The sequence below is a fragment of the Leisingera sp. MMG026 genome, assembly GCF_021654205.1.
In the GTDB taxonomy this organism is placed as follows: domain Bacteria; phylum Pseudomonadota; class Alphaproteobacteria; order Rhodobacterales; family Rhodobacteraceae; genus Leisingera.
Map to the genome: position 1 here is coordinate 21,604 of NZ_JAKFZM010000023.1, position 16,872 is coordinate 38,475.

At 62.9% G+C, this 16,872-nt stretch carries 13 protein-coding genes; 7 read left to right on the forward strand and 6 right to left on the reverse strand.

Annotated features, from left to right (window positions below; translation table 11 throughout):
* Positions 1 to 93: 93 nt before the first annotated feature.
* Positions 94 to 558: a (2Fe-2S)-binding protein gene (locus L1069_RS13905; RefSeq protein ID WP_237456056.1), complete on the forward strand. Its 465-nt coding sequence runs from the start codon at positions 94 to 96 to the stop codon at positions 556 to 558.
* Positions 559 to 562: 4 nt separating this feature from the next.
* Positions 563 to 2,803, forward strand: a complete 2,241-nt coding sequence (locus tag L1069_RS13910) for a molybdopterin cofactor-binding domain-containing protein (protein ID WP_237456057.1) — start codon at positions 563 to 565, stop codon at positions 2,801 to 2,803.
* A 44-nt stretch (positions 2,804 to 2,847) separates the two neighbouring features.
* Here L1069_RS13910 and L1069_RS13915 read toward each other — a convergent pair whose 3' ends face one another.
* The 4 genes from L1069_RS13915 to L1069_RS13930 all read right to left on the reverse strand — a co-directional run bounded on the left by L1069_RS13915 (position 2,848) and on the right by L1069_RS13930 (position 6,966).
* The gene (locus L1069_RS13915) at positions 2,848 to 3,282 is read right to left on the reverse strand and encodes a GNAT family N-acetyltransferase (protein WP_237456058.1); all 435 of its coding nucleotides are present in this window, start codon (positions 3,280 to 3,282) and stop codon (positions 2,848 to 2,850) included.
* Between the two features lie 92 nt (positions 3,283 to 3,374).
* A complete protein-coding gene (locus tag L1069_RS13920; RefSeq protein WP_129371445.1) occupies positions 3,375 to 4,154 on the reverse strand; it encodes a gamma-glutamyl-gamma-aminobutyrate hydrolase family protein in 780 nt (259 codons plus the stop codon).
* A 121-nt stretch (positions 4,155 to 4,275) separates the two neighbouring features.
* Positions 4,276 to 4,704 (reverse strand): heme-binding protein, encoded by a 429-nt coding sequence (locus tag L1069_RS13925; protein ID WP_237456059.1) that lies wholly within the window; start codon positions 4,702 to 4,704, stop codon positions 4,276 to 4,278.
* Positions 4,705 to 4,818: 114 nt separating this feature from the next.
* On the reverse strand, positions 4,819 to 6,966 hold the full coding sequence (locus tag L1069_RS13930; protein WP_237456060.1) for a malate synthase G: 2,148 nt from the start codon (positions 6,964 to 6,966) through the stop codon (positions 4,819 to 4,821).
* Between the two features lie 224 nt (positions 6,967 to 7,190).
* Here L1069_RS13930 and pepN point away from each other — a divergent pair, with 224 nt between their 5' ends.
* The 3 genes from pepN to L1069_RS13945 all read left to right on the forward strand — a co-directional run bounded on the left by pepN (position 7,191) and on the right by L1069_RS13945 (position 11,656).
* Positions 7,191 to 9,746, forward strand: coding sequence for an aminopeptidase N (gene pepN / locus L1069_RS13935; protein ID WP_237456061.1), 2,556 nt, complete (start codon positions 7,191 to 7,193; stop codon positions 9,744 to 9,746).
* Complete coding sequence (locus L1069_RS13940) at positions 9,739 to 10,197, forward strand: hypothetical protein (RefSeq protein WP_237456062.1); 459 nt, start codon at positions 9,739 to 9,741, stop codon at positions 10,195 to 10,197. Before pepN ends, L1069_RS13940 begins: the two co-directional genes overlap by 8 nt.
* 160 nt (positions 10,198 to 10,357) lie before the next feature.
* A complete protein-coding gene (locus L1069_RS13945) occupies positions 10,358 to 11,656 on the forward strand; it encodes a hypothetical protein (RefSeq protein ID WP_237456063.1) in 1,299 nt (432 codons plus the stop codon).
* Between the two features lie 43 nt (positions 11,657 to 11,699).
* Here L1069_RS13945 and L1069_RS13950 read toward each other — a convergent pair whose 3' ends face one another.
* The gene (locus L1069_RS13950) at positions 11,700 to 14,045 is read right to left on the reverse strand and encodes a Tex family protein (RefSeq protein ID WP_237456064.1); all 2,346 of its coding nucleotides are present in this window, start codon (positions 14,043 to 14,045) and stop codon (positions 11,700 to 11,702) included.
* Positions 14,046 to 14,320: 275 nt separating this feature from the next.
* Here L1069_RS13950 and gatB point away from each other — a divergent pair, with 275 nt between their 5' ends.
* Together gatB and L1069_RS13960 are read left to right on the forward strand one after the other, a co-directional pair.
* The gene (gatB, locus tag L1069_RS13955; protein ID WP_237456065.1) at positions 14,321 to 15,832 is read left to right on the forward strand and encodes an Asp-tRNA(Asn)/Glu-tRNA(Gln) amidotransferase subunit GatB; all 1,512 of its coding nucleotides are present in this window, start codon (positions 14,321 to 14,323) and stop codon (positions 15,830 to 15,832) included.
* Positions 15,833 to 16,050: 218 nt separating this feature from the next.
* Positions 16,051 to 16,548 (forward strand): DUF4177 domain-containing protein, encoded by a 498-nt coding sequence (locus tag L1069_RS13960; RefSeq protein WP_129371453.1) that lies wholly within the window; start codon positions 16,051 to 16,053, stop codon positions 16,546 to 16,548.
* Between the two features lie 19 nt (positions 16,549 to 16,567).
* Here L1069_RS13960 and L1069_RS13965 read toward each other — a convergent pair whose 3' ends face one another.
* The gene (locus L1069_RS13965; RefSeq protein WP_129371454.1) at positions 16,568 to 16,822 is read right to left on the reverse strand and encodes a BolA family protein; all 255 of its coding nucleotides are present in this window, start codon (positions 16,820 to 16,822) and stop codon (positions 16,568 to 16,570) included.
* Between the last annotated feature and the right edge of the window lie 50 nt (positions 16,823 to 16,872).

The following is a 16,872-nucleotide window of genomic DNA, read 5'->3' on the forward strand; positions in this document are numbered from 1 at the left end:
GTTTTTGCTTCTGACATTCTCAGCGCAAAATGTCAATTGACACCCTGACATAATTGATACATTTTGTCAGAACCACAGCAAGGGAGCCCCGCCATGCCAACAGACCTGCGCATCAACGGAAAGACACATCAAGTGGACCTGCCGGATAACGTGCCCCTCCTGTGGGTTCTGCGCGATGAGGTTGGCCTGACCGGAACCAAATTCGGCTGCGGCGTTGCCGCTTGCGGCGCCTGTACGGTGCATATCGACGGCGCGGCGGTGCGCTCGTGCCAAGTGGCGCTGTCGGATGTCTGGGGCGAGGTCATCACAATCGAAGGTCTCGGCACGCCCGATGCCATGGCGGCAATCCAGCAGGCCTGGGTTAAGCATCAGGTGGCGCAATGCGGCTATTGCCAGTCCGGCCAGATCATGCAGGCGGCCAGCCTATTGGCGGAAAACCCGGCCCCATCAGACGCCGAGATTGACGAGGCCATGCAGGGCAACCTTTGCCGCTGCGGCACCTATCCGCGTATCCGGGCTGCCATCCATTCCGCCGCGAAACAGATGCAGGAGGCGTAATCCCATGGCCAGCATCGCAAAAATCGCCCGCCGGACCTTCCTCATCGGCTCTGCCGCTATCGTCGGCGGCGTTGCTTTCGGCGCCTATTACGTCAGCCTTCCCGCCCCTAACCCGCTGCAACCGGGCGACGGCGAGGCAGCACTGAACCCGTTTGTTCTGATTGATCAGAACGGCATCACCCTGTTTGCCCCGCGTGCTGAAATGGGCCAGGGGGTTAAAACCAGCTGGGCGGCGCTGATCGCGGAAGAGCTGGATGTGGAACTGGATCAGGTGCGGGTGCTGCACGGGCCGGCCGCCAAGGCATATTACAACTCTGCATTCATGGCGGATGCGCTGCCGGGCAAAGGCTATGACAGCAGCACTTTCAAGCATTCCATCGGCGAGGCACTGGGGCATCTCGGCAAGGTGCTGAACCTGCATGGCACCGGCGGTTCCACCTCGATGAAGGACGGCTATAAGCGGATGCGCCAAGCCGGTGCAACAGCCCGCGAGACACTGAAACAGGCGGCTGCGGACCGGCTCGGCCTCAGCCGCAGCCAGTTCTCCACCGCCAAGGGGGCGGTGATTGCACCGGATGGCACGCAGATCCCCTACAGCGAGCTCGCAATGGACGCCGCCAAGCTGGACCCGGTGGAAGCGGACCTCCGCCCGCGCCATGAATGGCGGCTGATCGGAAAATCCCAGCCCCGCGTCGACATGGCGGAAAAATCCACCGGCACCGCCGAATTCGGCATCGACGTGCGGTTGCCGGGTATGAAGTTTGCCGCATTGCGCATGAACCCGCGCCAGGGCGGCGGTATGGCAGGTTTTGACGCCGCAGCCGCCGCAGCAATGCCTGGTGTGGAAAAGGTAATAGATATGGGCACCGGCGTCGCAGTGATGGCCAGCAATACTTGGCTCGCCATGCAGGCGGTGGATGCCATCGAGGTAAACTGGCAGGACGCCCCCTATCCGCCGGAAACAGATCAGATCTTCGCCCGCATTGCATCGGCCTTTGAAGACGCTCCGAATTCGGTGCTGCGCGATGACGGCGATGCGGATCAGCTGCCCGCAGGCGCAACTGAACTGACGGCAGACTACCAGGTGCCCTATCTGGCGCATGCCACAATGGAGCCGATGAATGCCACTGCCCTGCTGGAGGATGGCAGGCTGACCGTCTGGTGCGGCAACCAGATGCCCACGTTCACCCAGTCAAAATGCGCCGCCGAGGCCGGGCTGGACGCCGAACAGGTGGACATCCGCACCACCTATCTGGGCGGCGGGTTCGGGCGCCGGGTCGAGTTCGACTATGCAGTGTTCGCCACCCGCATCGCCAAGGACATGCCCGGCGTGCCGGTGCAGCTGACATGGAGCCGCGAGGAAGACATGCGGCACGACATGTACCGCCCCGGCGCCATGGCGCGGATGCGCGGCGCGGTAAAGGATGGCACGGCGGTGCTGATGGACGGCAAAGTGGCAGCGGCCTCGCCCACCGAACAGGCGATGAAACGGCTGGCGGATTTCACCCCCGCAGGCCCGGACAAGGTGCATGTCGAGGGGTTCTTCAACTCCCCATACGCGATCCCGAATTACCGGATGGCCGGCCATATCTCGGACCTGCAGATCCCGGTTGGTTTCTGGCGCTCTGTCGGCAACAGCTTCAACGCCTTCTTCGTCGAAAGTTTCATGGATGAGATGGCCCATGCGGCCGGCACCGATCCGCTGGAATTCCGCTTGGACCTTGCCCGCCGCGAATGGGCGCCCGCTGCAGGCGTGCTGGAGGCGGTCAGGGAGATGTCAGGCTGGGCCGGCAAAACACCCGATGGCGTGGGACGCGGCGTTGCCCTGTGCTACAGCTTTGGCACGCCGGTGGCCGAGGTGATCGAGGTGGCGGAGGAAGACGGCAGCATCCGCATCGCCAAGGCCTGGATCGCCTGCGACATGGGCCGGGTGATCGACCCGGAAATCGTCAAGGCGCAGATGTTCGGCGGTATGGCATACGGGCTGTCGGCAGCCTGCTTTGGCGAGATCACCTTTGCCGATGGCGCCGCCGAACAGGGCAACTTCCCGGACTATGACGCCCTGCGCATGCACACGATGCCCGAAACCGAGGTGCAGGTGCTGGAAACCCAGGCCCATATGGGCGGCGCCGGCGAGCCCGGCACCCCGCCAGCGGCGCCGGCGCTGGCCAACGCGCTGTTCGACCTCACTGGCAAACGCGCGCGTCGCCTGCCTTTGATGCACGAGTTTGATCTGCTGGTTTGAAACAGTTTGCGGCCTGCCGCGCGGGCGGGCCGCAGGTTCTTCGCCTAGTCCAGGATCTTAACCATCCGGTAGTTGTGAATTTTCACGCCGCCACGCTCAAATTCGCACCGTTTTTCCAAGACAAATCCCATCCGCTCGAAAAAGCCTCGCGCCGCTTCGCTCGCCTCGGTATACAATAGTCCGATCCCCTGACGCAGCGCAGTCTCTTCCAGTTTGCCGTAGAGCATCGCCGCAACGCCCTGCCCTGCCGCACGGGGGTGGCAGAACAGCATGTCGATATGGCCGTCCGCCTCAAGATCAATGAAAGCCGCCGGCACATCCGCATCATCCGCCGCCACCCAGACTGCCCGGCCATCGGACAGCTTCCGCAGGAAAGCTTCGCTTGACGGCGCCTCCGGGCACCATGCGCGGATTTGCGCAGGAGAATAAAACCGGCTGGCAATACCATGAACAGCGGATGCAAAAACATCCGTCAACACCGCTGCATCACCGGCTCTGAATTGCCTGATTCCGCAGCATACCGGCCTGCCATCGGCCTCAAACCGTGCATTGCTTGCCATATTCGAACCTTTTACGCTGACCGCTGCAAACCAGCCTGCGCCTTGCCAGCCGCCCAGGCTCTGACCGCATCGCCGAACGCCTCGAACAGCGGGCGCGACACCGGATCGCTGGCCGCATCCCATTCCGGGTGCCACTGCACAGACATGGTAAACCCGGCTGCGTCCTTGATATAGACCGCTTCGGCTGTGCCATCGGGCGCCTGCCCGTCAATCACCACGCGGGTGCCCGGGCGTTTGATCCCCTGCCCGTGCAGCGTGTTGGTCATGACCTCTTCGGCCCCGAACAAGCGGTGGAACACACCGCCGGAGCTGAATTTCACCGTGTGGCGCAGGGCAAATTTTTCTTCCAGCGTGCCATCCGGCGGCATCCGATGGTTCATCCGCCCCGGCAGATCGCGGATTTCCGGGTGCAGCGTGCCCCCCATTGCCACGTTGACCTCCTGAAAGCCGCGGCAGATGCCCAGAAACGGCTGGCCGCGGTCAACACAGGCGCGGATCAGCGGCAAAGTGATCGCATCGCGCGCCCGGTCAAAGGCGCCATGCGCTTCGGTCTCGGCCTCGCCGTATTCATGCGGGTGCACGTTCGGGCGGCCGCCTGTCAGCAAGAAGCCGTCAAAACTCTCCAGCAGTTCCTCAACCGTCACAAAACGGGGGTCCGAAGGGATCATCAGCGGCATGCAACCCGCCACTTCGGCGATCGCCTCGGAGTTCATGGTCCCGCCCGCGTGGACAGGGTACTGATCGTTGATCAGGTAGGAATTTCCGATGATGCCAACTTTGGGTCGCGCCATTTTCCGCTCTTCTTGTGCTGTATAAAGAAGAACCTAGCCCCCTGCGGGCGCCACATCAACGGGGAGCGCGGCGCAACAGACTGTTCAGCCGCGCACAACGCTGCGAAATGTCCGTGCGAAGTCAGACCTCGCCCTGCAAACCCGCCGCCTCGATACCGGCCATGGCCGCGACGGCATCATTGTCCGAGCTGTCGCCGGTGACACCAACCGCGCCGATCACAGCACCGCCCGCACCGCGTACCAGCACCCCGCCCGGCACCGGCACCACTTGGCCGCCATAGACCCCGTTCACCGCCGCCATGAAATAGGCCTGTGCTTCTGCCCGGGCCATCTGCGCGCTGCCGGCCATACCCAGCATGACCGAGCCATAAGCCTTGCCATGGGCAATGGGGAACCGGCCCGGTGCGGCGCCGTCCTCGCGCTCGAATGCCCGCACATGGCCGCCCGCATCCAGCACCACTACCGACAGCGGTTTCAGCCCCATTTCATGCCCTTTGCCCAAGGCCGCACGGATGATTGTGCGGGCCTGATCCAGTGAAATCTCAGCCATGGGTGTCTTTCCTTCCGTTCGCGTGACGTCACGGAACAGAAAAGGAGGCCAAAAGGCCCCCTTTGACTACCCCTTTTTGCGGGGAAACTGTTTCATCCGGTCAGTTTGCCGCGGTCAGTTTGACGCTTGCTGCGCCTTCAGCTCCAGCCGCCGGGCGTGCAGAACCGGCTCGGTATAGCCGGAAGGCTGCACCCGCCCCTGGAACACCAGATCGCAGGCCGCCTGGAAGGCGATGGTGTCGAACCCCGGCGCCATCGCGCGATAGGTGTTGTCGCCGCGGTTCTGCTCATCCACCACCTTGACCATCTTGTGCAAGCTGCCCATCACCTCTTCTTCGCTGACCACACCGTGATGCAGCCAGTTGGCGATATGCTGGGCGGAAATCCGGCAGGTGGCGCGGTCCTCCATCAGCCCGACATCATTGATGTCCGGCACCTTGGAGCATCCCACCCCCTGATCGACCCAGCGCACCACATAGCCCAGGATGCCCTGCGCATTGTTTTCCACCTCACGCGCGATCTGGCGCGGCGTCCATTTGCGGTAAGTGGCCAGCGGGATTTCCAGAATGCCGTCCACATGGGCACGGCGGCCGCCGGCCATAAGCCGTTCCTGCACCGCGAACACATCCACCTTGTGGTAATGCAGCGCATGCAGGGTCGCGGCGGTCGGGCTGGGCACCCAGGCACAGTTGGCGCCGGATTTCGGATGCTCGATCTTCTGCTCGAGCATCGCCGCCATCATGTCCGGCATTGCCCACATGCCTTTGCCGATCTGCGCCTTGCCGCTGAGGCCGCACTCCAGGCCGATATCCACATTCAGGTTCTCATAGGCACCGATCCAGCCCTTGCGCTTGATGAAATCCTTACGGGAGAACGGGCCTGCCTCCATCGAGGTGTGGATCTCGTCACCGGTTCGGTCCAGGAAACCGGTGTTGATAAACGCCACCCGGTGCTTGGCCGCACGGATGCATTCCTTGAGGTTCACCGAGGTGCGGCGCTCTTCGTCCATGATACCGATCTTCACGGTGTGGCGCGGCAGGCCCAGGATGTCCTCGACCTTGTCGAAAATGCGGTCGGTAAAGGCGACTTCGTCCGGCCCGTGCATCTTGGGCTTCACCACATAGACCGAGCCATGGGCCGAGTTGCCGCCCTCGCGTTTCAGGTCGTGCTTGGCAATCATCACGGTGATCAGCGCATCGAGCAGCCCCTCGTAAGCCTCCTTGCCGTCCTGATCCAGCACCGCCGGGTTGGTCATCAGATGGCCGACATTGCGCACCCACAGCACCGCCCGGCCCTTTACGGACATGGCAGAGCCGTCCGGCGCAGTGAAGCCGAAATCCGGGTTCAGACGGCGGGTGATGGTCTTGCCGCCCTTGTCCAGCTTCGCTTCCAGATCGCCCCGCATCAAGCCCAGCCAATTAGAGTAGGCCAGCACCTTGTCTTCGGCATCGACGCAGGCGACCGAATCCTCGCAGTCCATGATCGCCGACATTGCGCTTTCCAGCCGCACATCCGCCAACCCCGCCTGATCGCGGGCGCCAATCGCATGGGCGCGGTCGAATACCAGCTCAACATGCAGCCCGTTGTTGCGCAGCAGCACGGCTTCAGGCGCCTTGGGGTTGCCGCGGTAGCCTGCAAACTTCTCCGGCTGCGCCAGCGGCAGGTCATCGACCAGCAACTGGCCGTCCTGCACGTAATAGCGGCGCACATCGGCATGGCTGGCACCGTCAATCGGGAAGGCTTCATCCAGGAACACCCGCGCCCGCGCTACAACCCGCGCGCCGCGGCCCTTGTCATAGCCGCCCTTGGGCGCCGGGGTTCCCATCGCATCGGTGCCGTAAAACCCGTCATACAGGCTGCCCCAGCGCGCATTGGCTGCATTCAGCGCATAGCGCGCGTTGGTGATCGGAACCACCAGCTGCGACCCCGGCACCAAAGCGATCTCCGGGTCCACGTTCTGCGTCTCAATCTCGAAATCGCCGCCCTCCGGCAGCAGATAGCCGATCTTACTCAGGAACGCCTTATACCCTTCGTGGTCATGGGGCTTGTCCCGGTTGGCAATATGCCAGGCATCAATTTCAGCCTGCATCTGTTCCCGCTTGGCCAGCAACGCACGGTTTTCCGGGCCGAACCCGTTCACCAGCTCCGCCAGGCCCGCCCAGAACGCCTCGGCCTCAACCCCGGTGCCCGGCAGCGCCTGCTTTTCGATGAATTCCGCCAGCTCCGGCGCGACCTGAATTCCCTGCTTTTCGACCCGGCTCATGACTTGCTCCTTTGGGCGGTACACCACTGTATGCTGTCTCTTAACTAGGGGAGAAGTTTCCGATCGGCAACAAAACAGCCTTCCTCTGAAACCGAACTCAATTTCTTGATTATCAAGAAAGTGCTGCGGATTTTTCCAGACCGCCCTTCAGGCCCCCCAATCCGCTTGCAGTCACCTGCCTATCCTCTACACCTTAAAAGGACGCAGTGCCGAGGAGAGCGAGAATGGCCAAAGACACGCCCCAGACCTTCTACCTGAAAGATTACACCCCTTTTGGATACGACGTTGAAAGCGTTCACCTGACCTTCCGCCTGTCGCCGGAAACCACCCGGGTTCTCAGCAAAATCCGCTTTGCGCCCAAGGCGGACGCGGCAGACAAGACATTCTTCCTGCACGGTGAAGACCTCCAGCTGATCTCGGCCAAGATCGATGGCCAGGAAGTTGCGCCGGAAGTGACAGACAAAGGCCTCAGTTGCGACGTGCCCGGCGCCCCCTTCACCTGGGAAGCCGAGGTGGAGATCAACCCGGCCGGCAATACCGCGCTCGAAGGGCTTTATATGTCCAACCGGATGTATTGCACCCAGTGCGAGGCTGAGGGTTTCCGCAAGATCACTTACTACCCCGACCGCCCAGACGTGATGTCCACCTTCACCGTCAGGATTGAGGGCGACGAGCCGGTGATGCTGTCGAACGGCAACCCCATGGGCCACGGCGAAGGCTGGGCTGAATGGCACGATCCCTGGCCGAAACCGGCCTATCTGTTTGCTCTGGTTGCGGGCGATCTGGTCAACCATCCCGGCCAATTCACCACCAAATCCGGCAAAGAGGTGGAGCTGAACATCTGGGTCCGTCCCGGCCCTGATGAGGGCAAATGCGCCTTTGGCATGGAAGCACTGAAAAAGTCGATGACATGGGACGAGGAGGTCTATGGCCTCGAATACGACCTGGAGCTGTTCAACATCGTGGCCGTGGACGACTTCAACATGGGTGCGATGGAGAACAAAGGGTTGAACATTTTCAACTCCTCCTGCGTCCTGGCGTCCCCGGAAACCTCCACAGATGCAAATTTCGAACGTATTGAGGCGATAATCGCCCATGAGTATTTTCACAACTGGACCGGGAACCGCATCACCTGCCGCGACTGGTTCCAACTGTGCCTCAAGGAAGGTTTGACGGTCTTCCGCGACGCCCAGTTTACCTCAGATATGCGTTCGGAACCGGTCAAACGGATCGAGGATGTGATTACCCTGCGTGCCCGCCAATTCCCCGAGGATGGCGGCCCCCTGGCCCATCCGCCGCGCCCCGAGGAATTCCAGGAGATCAACAACTTCTATACCGCCACCGTCTATGAGAAAGGCGCCGAGGTGATCGGCATGCTCAAGCGGCTGGTAGGGGATGAGAATTACTACAAGGCGCTGAAACTCTATTTTGAGCGCCACGACGGCCAAGCCTGTACCATCGAGGACTGGCTGCAGGTGTTCGAGGACGCCACCGGCCGCGACCTGCAGCAATTCAAACTGTGGTACAGTCAGGCAGGCACCCCACGGGTGAAAGTGTCCGAGGAATACGCCGACGGCACCTATACCCTGACGCTTGAACAATCGACGCCGCCGACGCCGGGCCAGCCGGACAAGGCGCCGCGGGTGATCCCGATGGCGGTGGGCCTGTTGTCCCCCAACGGCGACGAGGTCCGCGCGACAGAGGTGCTGGAGCTGACGGAAGCCAAGCAAAGCTTCACCTTTGACGGCCTCGCTGCCAAACCGGTGCCCTCGATCTTGCGCGAGTTTTCCGCCCCGGTGATCCTGGAGCGCGACACCACCAATGCCGAACGCGCCTTCCTGCTGGCCCATGACACCGACCCGTTCAACCGCTGGGAGGCAGGCAACGCGCTGGCCAAGGAGGTCCGCTTGGCAATGGTGCTGGACGGTGCCGCGCCCGATGGCGCCTATCTGGATGCGCTGGAAAAACTGGTGCGCGATGACGATCAGGACCCGGCCTTCCGCGCCCTGGTGCTGTCGCCGCCCAGCCAGGCCGACATCGCCCAGACTCTGTTTGAACGCGGCTATACCCCCGATCCGCAGAAAATCTATGACGCGGCTGAGACCTTTACCCAAACCCTGGCGCAGCAGCTGGAAACCAGCCTGCCCCGGCTTTATGCCGCCACCACCGTTGAAGGCGCTTATGCGCCGGACGCCGATAGCGCCGGCAAACGCGCCCTGAACGGCCGTATCCTGTCGCTGCTCACCCGTCTGGACGGCGGCGAACAGGCAGCGCGCCAATACGCAGCTGCGGACAACATGACCCAGCAATACACCGCCCTCGCCGCGCTGATGAAGGCTGAAAAAGGCGATGCCCAATCCCAGGCCTTCTTTGATCAGTGGCAGGACGACCGGCTGGTGATGGACAAGTGGTTTGCCCTGCAGATCGCCTGCGCGGCGCCACAGAAAACCGCAGCCACCGCAGCCGCCCTGACCAATCATGCGCTGTTCGACATGAAAAACCCCAACCGCTTCCGCGCAGTCTTTGGCGCATTGGCGGGCAACCACGCGGGCTTCCATCACGCCAGCGGCGAGGCCTATGCCCTGCTGGCAGAGAACCTGATTGCATTGGACAAGCTGAACCCGCAGACCACTGCCCGCATGTGCGCCGCCTTCCAGACTTGGAAACGCTATGACGCCGGCCGCCAGTCGCTGATCCGCGCCCGGATGAACCGCATTGCCGGCGCGCCGGGTCTCAGCCGGGACACCAATGAGATGATCACCCGGATCCTGGATGCCTGAAACACCGGAAACACGCTCTCCGGCGGCGGATTACTGCTTCTCCCGCCGGGGCCGCTCTCCCGCGGCAATGCTGGCAACCGGCGGCTGGCTGGCGGCGCTGCTGGTGTTGTGGCTCTTGCTGGATGCGGCCGTTTGGCTGGTGATCCTGCTGGCCCTGCCGGTTGTTCCTGCGCTGCTGGACCTGATCCGCAACCCCCTGTCAGGCCTCATGTTTTCTGGAAACCAATTGGAATGGTTCACCGGAGGCCTGACCGGCAAGGCCGAGCTTGGAGAGATCGACCGCGTGCGTTTTGACACCCGATGGGATTTCTCAGTCCGCGCCACATTGATCCTGCGCAACGGTAAACGCATCCGCTTGCCGCAAGAGGCAACCCCGCCGCACGCCGAAGCGGACGCCGCATTCCAGGCCCGCGGCATCAGGACCGAACGCCATCATTTCACTGCGTTTTGACGGCGCTGGTCTTGAACTTGCGCATCAGCCGCCATTGCCGCTGCCGCCACCCGCGATTGTTCCCATTGAGGCGTTAACTTCCCCAGTGCCGCCATCTTTGCGCCCCAATGCCTGACGACATTGGGAGCAACGATAAGCTGCCACTCATCAGGAAGCGCAAATGCTCACAACTTCACGACAGGCACGGGATTTTCTGTCCCGTATTTCAGGTCTGGTTTCCGACCGCTCCAAGCCTGCCGCCACTTCTGTTCCTGTTCCTGTTTCGTCCCTGATCCCTGCCCCGGCAGAGGAACTGCTGAACCGCCGCCTGGAAGACAGCCTGTCGATCCCGGTCAGCCGCGAACAGGGTGATCCGGATTGCATCCAGGCCCAGGACCGCGGCCAGTTTCTGGCCCGTCAGGAGCGCTGGGACGAACTGTCCCGGCAAATCGGTGAAGCAGATCAATCCCGCGCCGCCGCACGCTGCGGGCTGCCGCTGGCAGACCTCATCGCCTATGGTGCACGGGCTGATGTTGTGAACGCAACCGAACATGCGCTGACGGAAAACCAGGATGTCTGCAACCGCACATTGATCCGCGGCCTGATGGCGTTTGAAGCGTTGCGGGCCGAGAACCGCCACGACCCCTATCTGACAGCGCTGGTCGCACTTGCCCATATCGACATCGGCTGGGCCTGGCGCGGATCTGAGGGACCCATTGCTGCCCCGCAGGCGAACCAGCGCCGCTGCGCCGCCCATTTCGACCGTGCCGCGGCCTTGCTGGATCCAATCGCAAACGATTGCCAGGACAGCCCGTTCCTGAAAGCCGCACACTGCGCGCTGTTTGCCGGCCGCAATGCCGGGACGCTGCGGGTGGCGGATGAATTCGCCGCGCTGATTGATCTCGCTCCCGGCAACCACCGCCACATGCGCACACTCGGCACCCATATGCTGCCGCGCCGGTCCGGCTCCTATGCGGCCCTCGAACTGGAGGCCCGCCGCACCGCCTCGCGCACCGCTGAAACCTGGGGGGCCGGCGGCTACGCTTGGGTCTATTTCGACGCCATTGCCATCGACGATCAGGCCTGCGCCCGTGTTGACTCCCGGCTTTTCCTCGACGGGCTGAAGGACATCGTCAATGCCAACCCCTCGCAGGAGATGATCAACCTGCTGGCCGCCTATTGCACGGTTTCCCTGCGCAAGGGTCTGGGGCAAAACCTGCAAGCCGACCTGCCGCGGCTGAAGATTGCCGAGGCTGCAAACTGGCTGATCCGCGATCACCTGACGGAACTGCATCCGCTGGTCTGGGCGCATGCCGCCGAAGGCTTTGACAACAGCTCCCGCATCCGCTCTGTCAGCCGCTTTGCCGCCCGTGGCCATGCCGGCGCGCTTGCGGCCATCGCCGGGCAATTCCGCGAAGAGATCGAAGGCGGGCAGCAAATCGCCTTTACCGGCCGGGGCCTGCAAGTCAGCCCGGCGTAACTGGCCGGTATCAAGGAAAAAGCGGGGCCAGGGCCCCGCTTTGCTAAGTTTTCTTGAAGGCATCCATCAGCGCCGCGCCCAGCGCCCCTGTGCCCTGCCCCTTGCCTTGGCTGCCCTTGGGGCTGGCAGAGGTTTTGCCTTTTGCCCCGGCAGGCATGCCGCCCCGCCGCGGCCCCGCGCCCTTGGACGGACCGCGCGCGCTGCGGTCCTCCTTGGCCGAAGCACCGCCATCCTTGCGCATGGTCAGTCCAATCCGTTTGCGCGGCACATCGACTTCGGTGACCGTCACCTTGACCACCTGGCCGGTCTTCACAACCTCATGCGGGTCCTTCACAAAACGGTCCGCCAACTGGCTGACATGCACCAGCCCGTCCTGATGCACGCCAATGTCCACAAAGGCGCCAAAGGCTGCCACATTTGTCACCGTGCCTTCAAGCACCATGCCCGGTTTCAGGTCAGTGATCTGCTCCACCCCGTCTTTGAAGGACGCCGTCACAAAAGAAGGACGCGGGTCGCGGCCCGGCTTTTCCAGCTCCTGCAAAATGTCCCGCACGGTGGGCAGACCGAAACTGTCGCTGACAAAATCCTCTGCCCGCAGCCCTTTCAAGGCGGTCTCATCGCCCATGATCTGGCGGATGTCGCGCCCGCACGCCGCAACCACCCTGCGCGCCACATCATAGGCCTCGGGGTGGACCGAGGACGCATCCAGCGGTTCCTTGCCATCGCGGATGCGCAGGAAGCCCGCACATTGCTCAAACGCCTTGGGGCCCAGCCGCGCCACCTTCAGCAGCTCCTTGCGGGACATAAACGCACCATTCACATCGCGGTGCGCCACAATCGCCTCCGCCAAGCCGGGGCCAAGACCCGAGACATGCGCCAGCAGCGGCGCCGATGCCATGTTGAGATCCACACCCACCCCGTTCACCACATCCTCGATCACCGCCTCCAGCGATTTCGAAAGTTTGTGCTGGTCCACATCGTGCTGATACTGGCCCACACCGATGCTTTTGGGTTCGATCTTCACCAGCTCCGCCAGCGGATCCTGCAGGCGCCGCGCAATCGACACCGCCCCGCGCAAGCTCACGTCCAGATCCGGGAATTCCCGCGCTGCCAGCTCGGACGCGGAATAGACCGAGGCGCCAGCCTCAGACACCACCACCTTGGTCGGCGCCTTCACTTTCGCGGGCAGATGGTTCAACACCTCCGCCACCATCCGCTCGGTCTCGCGGCTGGCAGTGCCGTTGCCAATGGCGATCAGCTCGACGCCATGCTCGGCGATCAGTTTGACGATGGACACTTGCGCGCCGCGCAGATCATTCTTCGGCTGAAACGGGTACAGCGTCTCGGTGGCCACCAGTTTGCCCGTAGCATCAACCACCGCCGCCTTGACGCCGGTGCGGATGCCCGGGTCCAGCCCGAGAGTCGGCCGCGCACCGGCTGGCGCCGCAAACAACAAGTCCTTCAGGTTACGTGCAAACACCTGAATGGCATCTTCCTGCGCCCGTCCCCGCAGATCGCCCATCAGTTCCAGCATCATCGACAGACTCAGCTTCACCCGCCAGGTCCAGCCTGCCACCTTGCGCAGCCAGATATCCCCCGGACCATTGCCGCCCGCGCCCAGCTCCGCTGCGACCATCGCCTCGGCCCTGGCCGCGCCTTCCTCCGGCTCCGGCCCCACATCCAGCGTCAGCACGCCTTCATTTGAGCCGCGCAGCATCGCCAGTGCCCGGTGTGACGGAACGTCCGCCCAGCGCTCGGTATGGGCAAAATAGTCCGAAAACTTGGCGCCTTCCTGTTCCTTGCCTTCGATCACCTTGGCTGTGAGCACCGCCTCCCGCTGCAGGAACTCCCGCAACCGCCCCAGCAGATGCGCCTTTTCCGTCAGACGCTCGGTCAGAATGTCCCGCGCCCCGTTCAGCGCATCCTTCACCGTTGCCACCGTCCCGGTCACATACCCGCCGGCCAGCTGTTCCGGGTCAGCACTCCGGTCCGCCAGAATGGCATCGGCCAGCGGCTCCAGCCCGTTTTCGCGCGCAATCATTGCCTTGGTGCGCCGCTTGGGCTTGTAAGGCAGATAGATATCCTCCAGCTGCGCTTTGGTCTCTGCCTTGGCGATTGAGGCCGCCAGATCTTCGCTCAGCTTGTCCTGCCCCTTGATCGACTCATGGATGGCAGCCCGCCGCTTTTCCAGCTCGCGCAGATACTCCAGCCGTTCCGCCAGGGTGCGCAGCTGGGTATCATCCAACCCGCCCGTCGCCTCTTTCCGGTAGCGCGCGACAAAGGGCACCGTCGCGCCCTCGTCCAGCAGCGAAACCGCGGCGTTCACCTGTTTCGATGCGGCGCCGATTTCTGCGGCGATTGTCTGGCTGATGCGGGCGGATGTGTCCAATGCGGCCTCCTGAAATTCTGCTCGGGCATCTTTCTTAGCCGCGCTGGCGGGCACCGCCAAGCGAATGTTTCGCCCCCGGCGGAGGGCCGCACCCAAACCTGAGAGGCTGCGAACGCGCCTTCCCCTTTGCCGGAGGCAAACCTGCGGTTTGACGGGAGCGGCGGGCGCGGCCCGGTCTTTTAGCCCGCACCAAGTGCCCATTGCCCTCTTGCCCCTGCCCGCCAGCGGGCCTAGAACGCTTGCCAACATCGGACATTCGGATACGGCGGAAAACCATGCTCGACCTGACATATGAACTCCCCAAGCCCAAGGTGATCGCGGGCGCCAAGCATGACTGGGAACTGGTCATCGGCATGGAGGTGCATGCCCAGATCAGCTCCAAGTCCAAGCTGTTCTCCGGCGCCTCCACCAAATTCGGCGCCGAACCGAACTCCAACGTGGCTTTTGTGGACGCAGCAATGCCCGGCATGCTGCCGGTGATCAACGAATACTGCATTGAACAGGCGGTGCGCACCGGCCTGGGCCTGAAGGCGGATATCAACCTGTGGTCGGCCTTTGACCGCAAGAATTACTTCTACCCCGACCTGCCGCAGGGCTACCAGATTTCACAGCTCTACCACCCCATTGTGGGTGAGGGCGAAGTGCTGGTGGAACTGGGCGACGGCACCGCACGCAACGTGCGGGTCGAGCGCATCCACATGGAGCAGGACGCGGGCAAATCGATCCACGACATGGATCCCAACATGTCCTTTGTCGACCTGAACCGGACCGGCGTCTGCCTGATGGAGATCGTGTCGCGCCCCGACATCCGCGGGCCGGAAGAAGCCGCCGCCTATATCGCCAAGCTGCGCCAGATCATGCAGTATCTGGGCACCTGCGACGGCAACATGCAAAACGGCAACCTGCGGGCTGACGTCAACGTCTCGGTCTGCCTGCCGGGCCAGTACGAGAAGTACCAGGAAACTCAGGATTTCGATCATCTCGGCACCCGCTGCGAGATCAAGAACATGAACTCCATGCGCTTCATCCAGCAGGCCATCGAAGTCGAGGCCCGCCGCCAGATCGCCATCATCGAAGCGGGCGGCAAGATCGACCAGGAAACCCGCCTGTATGATCCGGACAAGGGCGAAACCCGCTCCATGCGGTCCAAGGAAGAAGCGCACGATTACCGCTATTTCCCCGACCCCGACCTGCTGCCGCTGGAGATCGAACAAGCCTGGGTCAATGACATCGCCGCCAATCTGCCGGAACTGCCGGACGAGAAAAAGGCGCGCTTCATCAAAGACTTCGGGCTTAGCGACTATGACGCCTCGGTGCTGACCGCCGAGGTCGAGGCCGCGGCCTACTTTGAAGAAACCGCCAACGGCCGCAACGGCAAGCTGGCTGCCAACTGGGTGATCAACGAACTGTTCGGCCGCCTTAAGAAAGAAGATCATGCCATCAGCGATTCGCCGGTTTCCCCGGTGCAGCTCGGCGGTATCATCGATCTGATTTCCTCGGACGCCATCTCGGGCAAGATCGCCAAGGACCTGTTCGAGATCGTCTATACCGAAGGTGGCGACCCTGCGCAGATCGTCGAAGAGCGCGGCATGAAGCAGGTGACCGACACCGGCGCCATCGAAACCGCCCTGGATGAGATCATCGCCGCCAACCCGGCGCAGGTGGAAAAGGCCAAGGTGAACCCGAAACTGGCAGGCTGGTTTGTCGGCCAAGTGATGAAAGCCACCGGCGGCAAGGCCAACCCGGCTGCCGTGAACAAGCTGGTGGCCCAGAAACTGGGCGGCTGACCGCTTTCGGACGCAGTTTTTAAGAGGGGCGCCGCCGGCGCCCTTTTTTGTTTGCCCCGGCGGGGTCTGAACAGACACCACTGGGCGGCTTCACGGCCTTCCGCCAGGGCATCAAGGATTGCGTTCCGGCAGGCCGCCCCCGGTCATCAAGCCAATTACCTGTCTTGGCCCGCTCCAAATTGCTTGCTACAAGCCCTCAAGCAGGAAGAGTAAAGCAAATGCAAGCCTACGAATACAAAGTTGTCCCCGCCCCGGCCAAGGGCACCAAGGCGAAAGGGGTCAAGACTCCGGAGGCGCGCTTTGCCAATTCGGTTGAGAGTCTGCTGAATGAGATGGCTGCCGGCGGCTGGGAATTCCAGCGCGCCGAACTGCTGCCAAGCGAGGAGCGGTCCGGCCTTACAGGCTCCACCACCAACTGGCGCAATGTGATGGTTTTCCGCCGGGCGCTGGCCGCGGATCAGCCGGCAGAATTGCCGGCACCAGGCCGCAAGGAACCCGCTGCCCCCTCAGTCGAGTTCCGCCATTCCGAGCCGCACACACCACCGCTCACCGCGGCGGCCGGCGATCCGGAGGCGCCGCCGGAGGCAACCCAGGTGCCCGGTCCGGGCGCCGCCAGGATGCAGTCGGATGACGGTGTCGAGGAACTCAGCCCGGTTGCCGGCATGACTGCCGCGCTGAAGAAACGCGCCGAACAGAAAGGCGACGGGGAGGACTGATCCTCCCGCGCCCGGGTGCCTAGACCCCGATATCCAGCGCCAGCGCGTGAATGCGCGGCACAATACCCCCCAGCGCCTTATGCACGGCGCGGTGCTGCGCCACCCGGTTCATGCCCTCGAACGCTCCGGCGCGGATCATCACTGCAAAATGGCTCTCGCCCGAGCCGTCGTCGCCTGCATGGCCTGCATGTTTATGGCTTTCGTTCACCACCTCCAGCGCGCTGGGGGCAAAGGCCGCCTGCAGCGCTGCTTCCATCTCTTTCTTCACGTTCATTTTCCGCTCATCCCCATAATTTTTTCGGCGCGCCCCCTTCTATCTGGCGC